Here is an 8997-nt window from a genome sequence, read left to right on the forward strand (position 1 = left end):
TAACGTCTCACTGAGCCACGGCTTCTGCCATCTTCTGGCGCAGGCTCAACGGACGCATGTCAGTCCAGACTTCATCGATGTAGGCCAGGCAGTCCTTTTTCAGTCCGCTCTTGCCAGCGGCGCGCCAGCCGGCGGGGATCGCCTTGTAGTCGGGCCAGATCGAATACTGCTCTTCGTGGTTGACCACTACCTGGAACACGATGTCGTCGCGGTCGAATACGGAAGTCATTGCCTGTCTCCTTGAATGATGAAGGCCGCTGCGCACCCGGCGCAGGGCGGCTCTTCACTAAACGTAGGAAGCTTCAGAAAAATTAGTCAACTCAGGCCTACACTGTGCCTTTGCAAACGCCGCCGATGATGGCATATATCGTTGTCCTACCTTACCCAGCCCACCCTGGAGTCATCAGCATGCTTGGCGTGACCGACTACGGCGCATTCGTGATCGCGTTCCTCATCCTCCTGGCCATCCCTGGGCCGGGTAACTTCGCCTTGATCACCGCCACCGGCAAAGGCGGCATCAAGGGTGGCCTGGCGGCGACTTTCGGGGTGATTCTTGGCGATCAGGTGTTGATGTGGCTGGCGGTGGCCGGCGTCGCAACCCTGCTGGCAACTTACCCGACAGCCTTCCACGTGGTGCAGTGGGCAGGCGCAGCCTACCTGGCCTGGCTGGGCTTGCGCATGGTCTTCAGCAAACCGGGCGGCGCACCACGGGAAAGCCGCATGGACAACGGTCGCTACCTGCGCCAGACCATGCTGATCACCCTGCTCAATCCCAAGGCGATCATGTTCTACATGGCGTTCTTCCCGCTGTTCATCGACCCGGTGCGCCACCAGGGCGTAGTGACCTTCGCCTTCATGGCGGTGACGGTAGCGGCGCTGACCTTGCTCTATGGCCTGGTCGCCGTGCTGTTGACCCATCACCTGGCCGAGCGCATGCGCGCCAGCCCCAAGGTGTCGAACCTGCTCGAGCGCTTGGCCGGGGCATGCCTGGTCGGGTTTGGCATCAAATTAGCGGCGATGCGCTAGGCATCACGCAGCAGGTCGTGAACGTCGAGCAGCCGGTAAGCGACTTCAGGATTACGCTCAAGGCCCCGCCGAATTGCCGCGGGGATGGCCTGGCGGGTCTTGCGGCACAGGCCAGGTTGCTCGGCCAGTTCGATGACGATACCGCGCATGGTGCGCACTTCGTTGTGGCCAGGGGCAATGCTCAGGCGAATGCCCAACTGATCGTACAAGCGCAGTTGCAGGCGATGCAGGTCGTCCAAGTCCTTGAGGTTCTCCAAGCGTTCGAGCAGGCGTTTTTCTTCCTGGCGGGTGAGCAGCAGAATACGCTGCGCGTTGGCAGGGCATTGCTCCAGGCGTTCGCGACCACAGATGCAGGCGCCTGGCGGGCAGGGTTGGCGTAGGGAGGGGCTGGTCATGGGAAAAGCATAGCCGTCCTGCACGAGTTATCAGCGCAGGCTAGCCCAGTCACTGCTCAGCGCACAATTGGAAGAAGCGTGCTGCCACCCGCGACGGCGTTGCGGCGTGCGGCATCAATATCGAGAACCGTCGCGTCAGGGGCTCAGGAGCAATGCGCAACTGACGCAGCGCGCCATCTTCATGACGGATCGACATCGCCGAGACAAAGCCTACCCCCATCCCCGCGCGCACCGCCTCCTTGACCCCTTCCACCCCAGCAATCTCCAGCCCCACGCGCATCGCCACACCGCAGCGAGCAAAAGCCCGCTCGACCAGTTGGCGTACGCCGGAGCCGCTTTCGCGCAGCACCAGCGGGTAGTCACCGAGCGCCTGCAAGGTCTGCGCTTGGCCCGCTGCGGCGAGCGGATGATCACTGGGCACGATGGCGACGATCTCATCCTCGCGCCAGGCAGTGACACGCGTGCCCAATGGCAGCTCCTGCCCCGGTGGCCCCTCGATCAAGGCGATGTCCAGTGAGCCCAGCGCTGCAACGATCTCAGCGGTGTTGCCGTTTTCCGTGCTAACCACGATGTCTGGATAGCGCTGACGGAAATCGGCGATCAGATAAGGCAGCAGGTAGCTGGCCGGGGTGGTGCTGGCGCCAATGCGCAGGGTACCGCGCTCCAGGCCGCGCAGTGCATCTCGCAGCGCCTGGGCCTGGCGGAAGGTTTCGCGCAGTCGCTGGGCGTGGCCGAGCAGTTGCTCGCCCGCAGCAGTCAGGCGTACACCACGCCCGGCGCGCTGGTACAGCGGCTCGCCAAACTCCTCCTGCAACAGCTTGAGCTGGCCGGACACGGCAGGCTGCGACAAATGCAGGGCGAGTGCTGCATGACTGATATTGCCGTGCTCGGCAACGGTGGCGAAGGTTATCAGCTGTTCTGGGGTCATCCATTGAAAATATCAGCTTAGCGGATACTTGCCATCCCAAATGACGATTTTTTATAAGCTTATAACCGAATTAACCTAAGGCCATCTCAGCAACACCTCGATCGGAGGACACACCATGGCCACGGTCCCAGCCACCCCCAGCCTTGCGCCTACCCACGATACCCGTGGGCGGCTCAATGGCATTTTGTTTGTCGCCTTGTTCGCTCTGGCAGTTACCCAACTTGCCGCACTGCCTTTTTTTGCCAACCTGGGCATCAGCCCGCTGATCGTCGGCATCATCGCTGGCGCCCTGTACGGCAACGCGTTGCGCCAGGGAGTGCCGCCCAGTTGGGCGGCCGGCATCAATTTTTCCGCACGCGGCCTGCTGCGCATCGCCGTGGCGTGGTTCGGCCTGCGCGTGAGTTTGCAGGAGATTGCCCAGGTCGGCTGGTCGGGGCTGACGGTGTCGCTGTTGGTCGTTTCCAGCACCCTGCTGATTGGCCTTGGGGTGGGGATGAAACTGTTCAAACTTGATCGCGATACTGCCTTGCTCACCGCCGCCGGCAGTGCCATCTGTGGCGCTGCGGCCGTGCTCGCGTTCGAATCGGCGCTGCGTTCCAAGCCGCACAAGAGCGCCATGGCGGTCGGCAGCGTGGTGCTGTTCGGCACCCTGTCGATGCTGCTTTACCCGCTGCTGATCAATAGCGGCTGGGTGCGACTCGATACGCTCGGCGCGGGGCTGTTTTTCGGTGGCACCCTGCATGAGGTGGCACAGGTGGTGGGCGCTGCCAGCAATGTCAGCCCTGAAGTGACCCACGTCGCGACCATCGTCAAGATGACTCGGGTAATGCTCCTGGTACCGGTGTTACTGGTGGTAGGCATATGGATCAGCCGCGCGAAACGCCAAGGCCAGGCCGAAGGCAATGGCAAGATCCCTGTCCCATGGTTTGCCTTCGGCTTCCTCGCCCTGGTGCTGGTCAACTCGCTGCAGATCCTGCCAAGCGGCGCGGTCAGCGCGATCAACCAGCTCGACACCTTCGCCCTGACCATGGCCATGACCGCCCTGGGGATGGAGACCCGCCTGAGCCAGATCCGCCAGGCCGGCCCGCGCGCGTTGGCAACGGGGGCGATCCTCAACCTGTGGCTGGTGTTCGGCGGCCTGGCGATCACCCTCGGTGTCCAACGGCTGTTCGGATGATCAACGGGGGCAGGTTTTTCCCTGCCCCCCTCGTTGCGGCGCAAAATTGTCGGTATGGTGTTGGCTAAGTAGGAGTTTTACATGCACAGGAAAGACTTAGATGCCCCAACGCAATGTAATCAATGCATCCGTCAGCCCCAAAGGCAGCCTCGAAACGCTGTCGCAACGTGAAGTCCAGCAACTGAGTGAAGTCGGTACCGGCAGTCTCTACACCCTGTTCCGTCAATGCGCCCTGGCAATCCTCAACACCGGCGCGCATGTCGACAACGCCAAGACCATCCTTGAAGCCTACAAAGACTTCGAAGTCCGTATTCATCAGCAAGATCGCGGAGTACGCCTGGAGCTGCTCAACGCCCCAGCCGATGCCTTCGTCGATGGCGAGATGATCGCCAGCACCCGCGAAATGCTGTTCAGCGCCCTGCGCGATATCGTCTACACCGAAAGCGAGCTGGCCAGCCAGCGCATCGACCTGGAGAGCTCCCAGGGCATCACCGACTACGTCTTCCACCTGCTGCGCAACGCCCGCACCCTGCGCCCGGGCGTGGAGCCGAAGATGGTCGTGTGCTGGGGCGGTCACTCGATCAGCACCGAGGAATACCAGTACACCAAGAAGGTCGGCCACGAGCTGGGCCTGCGCAAGCTGGACGTCTGCACCGGCTGCGGTCCGGGCGTGATGAAGGGGCCGATGAAGGGCGCCACCATTGCCCACGCCAAGCAGCGCATGCATGGCAGCCGCTACCTGGGCCTGACCGAGCCGGGCATCATCGCCGCCGAAGCGCCCAACCCGATCGTCAACGAGCTGGTGATCCTGCCCGATATCGAGAAGCGTCTGGAAGCCTTCGTGCGGGTCGGCCACGGCATCATCATCTTCCCCGGCGGCGCCGGTACGGCAGAAGAGTTCCTCTACCTGCTGGGCATTCTCATGCACCCGGACAACCACGACTTGCCATTCCCGGTCGTGCTGACCGGCCCACGCAGTGCCGAGGCCTATCTGCAGCAGTTGCACGCCTTCGTCGGCGCGACCCTGGGCGAAGCGGCCCAGCAGCACTACCAGATCATCATCGATGACCCGGCCGAAGTCGCCCGGCAAATGGTCGAGGGGCTCAAGGCAGTCAAGCAGTTCCGCCGTGAGCGTAACGATGCATTCCACTTCAACTGGCTGTTGAAGATCGAAGAAGGCTTCCAGCGTCCGTTCGATCCAACCCACGAGAACATGGCCAACCTGGCCCTGCGCCGTGAGCTGCCGGCGCATGAGCTGGCGGCCAACTTGCGCCGGGCGTTCTCCGGGATCGTTGCCGGTAACGTCAAGGACAACGGCATCCGCCTGATCGAGGAGCATGGGCCCTATCAGATTCGCGGTGACAGTGCGGTGCTCGATCCGCTCGGACGGCTGCTGCAGGCGTTCGTTGATCAGCACCGGATGAAGTTGCCGGGTGGGGCGGCTTATGTGCCTTGCTATCAGGTCGTGACCTGATAGTTGTAGCGCCTTCACTGGCCTCATCGCTGCGACGTGTCCCGCGATGAGGCCAGCCCGCCGTGCTTGTACGATTCCGCAACACTCTGCTGACATTTCCTACGCTGAGCAGTGAACCTGCCTTGAAAAAAACGGTCTTTCGCTGACGGTCAATTCACCGACCGGTTCATGGGTCCATTCACCGGGCCTGCTTCTGTCCAGTTTCAGCGAAGACCAACATGCCTGAATCCCGCCCAACCCCGCCTGCCCTCCCTGCCCTGCGTGGCAGCCTGATTGCCGCCCTTATCGCCCTCGCCGCTCCTGTGCATGCCGAACAACCGAGCAGTGATGCGCGCTGGGTCAGCGACAGCCTGAGCACCTACGTGCGCAGTGGCCCGACCAACGGCCATCGCATCGTCGGCACCCTCAAGGCGGGGCAAAAGGTCACCTTGATCGGCAGCCAGGGCGAGTACAGCCAGGTGCGCGGCCAGAGCGGCGATCTGGTGTGGATTCTAAACAGCGACCTGCAAGCCGTTCCTGGCCAAGCTGAGCGCTTGCCACAGCTCGATAGCGAAGTGGCGCAGCTGTCCGAACAGCTCAAGACCATCGATGACAGCTGGAAAGCCCGCGTTCAAGGCATGCAGGAAACGTTGGATTCGCGCAAGGCGCTGATCGATGAGCTGGAAAAGCGCAACAAAGGCCTCAACAAGCAGCTCGACCAGGCCCAGTCGAGCCTGCGCGACACCCAGGCGCGCCTGGGTGACGAGAACAAGCAAGTGATGATGCGCTACATGGTCTACGGCGGCAGCATTGCCGGCGCCGGCCTGCTACTGGGCCTGATCCTGCCGGCCCTGACCCGCGGCCGCAAGCGCAACGACCGCTGGTTCTGAGGCCGCGAGCGGCTGGTTAGTCACCCCGAACGGCACATGGACCGAAGGCACTACAGTGCGTGTGCCGCTCAGATGACCCGACTGGTCGTCGAAAAAGATATGCGGCTTGAGCACCTGCAACACCCGGCGCTTCTCGATGCCGCCGAGGAAGAACGCATCGTTGGCCATCACGCCCCAGCTCTTGAGGGTATTGAGCGCACGCTCGTGCGACGGTGCGTTGCGCGCGGTGACGATCGACACGCGCAGACGATTGGCGTAACCGGGGTGCTCCAGCTTGTACTGCTCCTCGGCCGCCTGGATCCGCGCAATACGCACGAAAAACTCCTTGAGCGGCCCTGGGTTATGCGGCTGGGTGACGTTGGTCACTTCATGGGCATGAAAGCCCAGCAGGCCATCGCGCTGCATCACCGCTTCTGATTCATCGCCAGCCAGCACGCCATCGAAGTCGAAAGCGATGCGCAGGCCGTCATCGCTTTCATCGTCATCGAACTGCGAATCGAGCACCTGCCCGGCCGGATAGCCGGCCTGGATCGCGGCGTCCACATGCTGTTTGTCGGCGGACAGGAACAAGGCAATGTTCAACGCCGGAATGTACTCGTAAGGCGAACGCCCCTGCATGAAGATGGCGCGGGTCATGTTCAAGCCGTAATGCTCGATGGTCTTCATGACCCGCAGCCCGGTATCGGGGTCGTTCTGCGACAAAAGCACCACCTCTACCAGCGGGTCTTGCGGGTCGGCGCACAGGTCATTGAGCGCCAACAGACGCTTGATGAACGGATAGGCAATGCCGCGCGCCAGCGGCACGTGCATGTTCTGCTGCTGGTACAGGCGATACTGCGCCTCGCCTTCGTGGCGAAACACCGCATCGCAGGCACTGAGGTCGAACACCGCGCTCGAGGCCACGCCAATCACCAGGCGGTCGTCAATTTCATAAGCCATGGGGCATTCCTTTTGCGATGAGCGTGCACAGCCGTTCAGACACGCGGCTGGCCCTCCAGGCGCGAGCCCCAGTCTTCGACCTGACGCTGTTCCAGGCGCCGCTGCAAGGTCTTGCGCCAGGACGGCACCAGCGGCAATGCCAGGCATTGGCTGAGCAGCTCGGTCTCCAGGCGCTTGTCGAACAACACCGCCGATAGCCGCGCGACCGACCAGTCGGCATAGGGTCGCTCGACCAAGTGCAGTTCATCTCCCGCCTCGACCTCACCCTCCTCCAACACCCGGTAGTACCAGCCGGTCCGCCCACTCTGCTGCACCCGCAAGGCCATCTGCGCGACGTCGAATCGATCATTGAGTTTCCAGCACGGCATGCGCCCTTGGGAGATTTCCAACAAGGCCGTGCCTACGCGAATGCGATCCCCCAGGCAGACATCCGCCTCGCGCCAACCGACGCTGCTGAAGTTTTCGCCAAACGCCCCCGGCTGTTTCAACAGTGCATGTTCACCCAGCTCGGCCAGCCAGTCTGGATAGTGATCGCGTGGGTAATGATGAATGGCTTTTTCGACCCCGCCATGCACCCGTAAGTCGCCTTGCTCATCGCCTTCGATGCCGAGCGAGGTCACTTTCAACCGGCCCTGGCGCGGCTGTTTGTCGATACCGCTGCGTGAGCCGGGGCGGCTAAACGGCACGGCAACGCCGGTGAGCAGGCTGTCGAGGATGGGCTTGGCCGGGTTCATGCGCAGTCTCGTGGAAGTCGGCAAAGGGCGAGCTTACAGGAGACTGCAGCGCCGCCGAAATGCCCAGCGACGCTGCAGCGGCATTAGCGCTACTTGCCGCGCGCGGTGTTGTAGATGGTCTTGGCGCGGTCGGCCGAGGCCTGGCACTTCTGCATGTCGCCAGCCATCTGGGCTTCCTTGGCCTGTTTGAGCAGGGCGCGAAACTCATCGACCTTGCCGCCATGCAGCGCCGCGCCGTCGGCGGAGTGGATGGATTCCAGATCCTTGATCTTGGCCTCGCAGTTTTCCGCCGGGCCATCCTGGGCAACCGCGGCAACACTCAGAACAGATGCAATCACAAACAGTGTCATGGATTTCATGGAGAGGTCTCCTGGGGAAAAACCGGGACTACTGGCGTACTGCTGACTACCTGGGGCGCGCTGCGGCCCCTCAGGCACAGCGAAAAGCATAGTCGTGCAGCGCTTGCCAGCAATGGCCTTCGGCCAGACGGCAGTGCGTAGTTAGTCGCGGCTCTGGGCAAGCAGATAATCGATGAACACGCGCAGCCGCGAGGGCATATGGCGGGCATGCGGGTAGATCAGCATGAACGGTCGCCAGGTGCCGCCGAACTCAGCTAGCACCTCCTGCAACTCGCCGCTGTCGAGCGCCTCCTGCACGGTGAAGCGATACGCCTGCATCAGCCCGGCGCCGTGGCGCACCAGGGTGGTGGTGGCGAGAAAATCCCCCAGGCAGGTGCACTGGCCTGAGGTTTCCAGTTCGAACGCCTGCCCATCGCGGCGAAAGCTCCAGCTCGCCCGGCGACCGGAGCTGGGGATCTCGAACTGAATGCAGTCGTGCTCGCGCAGATCTTCCGGCACTTGCGGCACGCCTGCCCTGGCCAGATAGCCTGGCGTGCCGACAACCACCAACTCGGCCTGCTCAAGGCGCCGCGCGACCAGCCTGGAATCGGCAGGCTCGCGCCCGCGTATGGCCAGGTCAAAACCCTCCTCGACCAAGTCGACGTTGCGGTTGCTGACGTGAATGTCCACCTGCACCTGGGGGTAGCGCTGAGCAAACCCCGGCAGCAGCGGCAGCAGGCGGTGATGGGCGTAAGGCGTCGGCGCACTGACGCGCAGGCGGCCACTGGGCTCAAGCTGACCACCCGCCACCTGGCGCTCGGCCTCCAGCAGTTGCCCAAGCGCTTGGCGACACTGCTGGTAATAGGCCTGCCCGGCCTCGGACAAACGCATCTGGCGGGTGGTACGCACGAACAGGCGCACGCCCAGTCGCTCCTCCAAGCGGGCCACACTGCGGCTCACCGCTGCCGGCGTCACCCCCGCTTCAGTGGCGGCGGCCGTGAAGCTGCCGCTGTCGGCGGCTAGACAGAACAACTCCAGGCTACCCAGTTGCAGATCATCGAAATGACGGGTCATCACAGCTCAATTAATTACATGATGTATAGATTGAAATGCCATA

General features: G+C 62.7%; 11 protein-coding genes. 4 read left to right on the plus strand and 7 right to left on the minus strand.

The genetic code is table 11. The features are described from left to right. Positions 1 to 7 precede the first annotated feature (7 nt). Complete coding sequence (locus AAZU54_RS02945; RefSeq protein ID WP_186553527.1) at positions 8 to 229, minus strand: MbtH family protein; 222 nt, start codon at positions 227 to 229, stop codon at positions 8 to 10. A gap of 179 nt (positions 230 to 408) precedes the next feature. Here AAZU54_RS02945 and AAZU54_RS02950 point away from each other — a divergent pair, with 179 nt between their 5' ends. After that, positions 409 to 1026 carry a LysE family transporter gene (locus tag AAZU54_RS02950; RefSeq protein WP_186553528.1) on the plus strand — a complete coding sequence of 206 codons (618 nt, stop codon included), beginning with the start codon at positions 409 to 411 and terminating at the stop codon, positions 1024 to 1026. Here AAZU54_RS02950 and AAZU54_RS02955 read toward each other — a convergent pair. Together AAZU54_RS02955 and AAZU54_RS02960 are read right to left on the minus strand one after the other, a co-directional pair. Further along, the gene (locus AAZU54_RS02955) at positions 1023 to 1421 is read right to left on the minus strand and encodes a hypothetical protein (RefSeq protein WP_186553529.1); all 399 of its coding nucleotides are present in this window, start codon (positions 1419 to 1421) and stop codon (positions 1023 to 1025) included. The two genes, AAZU54_RS02950 and AAZU54_RS02955, sit on opposite strands and share 4 nt — an antisense overlap. A gap of 49 nt (positions 1422 to 1470) precedes the next feature. Further along, the gene (locus AAZU54_RS02960) at positions 1471 to 2349 is read right to left on the minus strand and encodes a LysR substrate-binding domain-containing protein (RefSeq protein WP_186553530.1); all 879 of its coding nucleotides are present in this window, start codon (positions 2347 to 2349) and stop codon (positions 1471 to 1473) included. A 115-nt stretch (positions 2350 to 2464) separates the two neighbouring features. Here AAZU54_RS02960 and AAZU54_RS02965 point away from each other — a divergent pair, with 115 nt between their 5' ends. From AAZU54_RS02965 to AAZU54_RS02975, 3 genes are all read left to right on the plus strand, one after another. Continuing rightward, complete coding sequence (locus AAZU54_RS02965; protein WP_434726495.1) at positions 2465 to 3526, plus strand: YeiH family protein; 1062 nt, start codon at positions 2465 to 2467, stop codon at positions 3524 to 3526. A gap of 100 nt (positions 3527 to 3626) precedes the next feature. Continuing rightward, positions 3627 to 5000, plus strand: coding sequence for a nucleotide 5'-monophosphate nucleosidase PpnN (gene ppnN / locus AAZU54_RS02970; protein WP_186553532.1), 1374 nt, complete (start codon positions 3627 to 3629; stop codon positions 4998 to 5000). A gap of 218 nt (positions 5001 to 5218) precedes the next feature. Beyond that, complete coding sequence (locus AAZU54_RS02975; protein WP_434726496.1) at positions 5219 to 5869, plus strand: TIGR04211 family SH3 domain-containing protein; 651 nt, start codon at positions 5219 to 5221, stop codon at positions 5867 to 5869. Here AAZU54_RS02975 and AAZU54_RS02980 read toward each other — a convergent pair. From AAZU54_RS02980 to AAZU54_RS02995, 4 genes are all read right to left on the minus strand, one after another. After that, on the minus strand, positions 5807 to 6808 hold the full coding sequence (locus AAZU54_RS02980; protein WP_186553534.1) for a 5'-nucleotidase: 1002 nt from the start codon (positions 6806 to 6808) through the stop codon (positions 5807 to 5809). The two genes, AAZU54_RS02975 and AAZU54_RS02980, sit on opposite strands and share 63 nt — an antisense overlap. 35 nt (positions 6809 to 6843) lie before the next feature. Then, on the minus strand, positions 6844 to 7542 hold the full coding sequence (locus tag AAZU54_RS02985; RefSeq protein WP_434726497.1) for an MOSC domain-containing protein: 699 nt from the start codon (positions 7540 to 7542) through the stop codon (positions 6844 to 6846). Positions 7543 to 7631: 89 nt separating this feature from the next. Beyond that, entirely contained in the window at positions 7632 to 7901 is a 270-nt protein-coding gene (locus AAZU54_RS02990; protein ID WP_186553536.1) for a hypothetical protein, read from the minus strand. A gap of 141 nt (positions 7902 to 8042) precedes the next feature. After that, complete coding sequence (locus AAZU54_RS02995; RefSeq protein ID WP_186553537.1) at positions 8043 to 8954, minus strand: LysR family transcriptional regulator; 912 nt, start codon at positions 8952 to 8954, stop codon at positions 8043 to 8045. Between the last annotated feature and the right edge of the window lie 43 nt (positions 8955 to 8997).

This window comes from Pseudomonas sp. Je.1.5.c, from assembly GCF_051129895.1.
GTDB classification, from domain to species: domain Bacteria; phylum Pseudomonadota; class Gammaproteobacteria; order Pseudomonadales; family Pseudomonadaceae; genus Aquipseudomonas; species Aquipseudomonas urmiensis.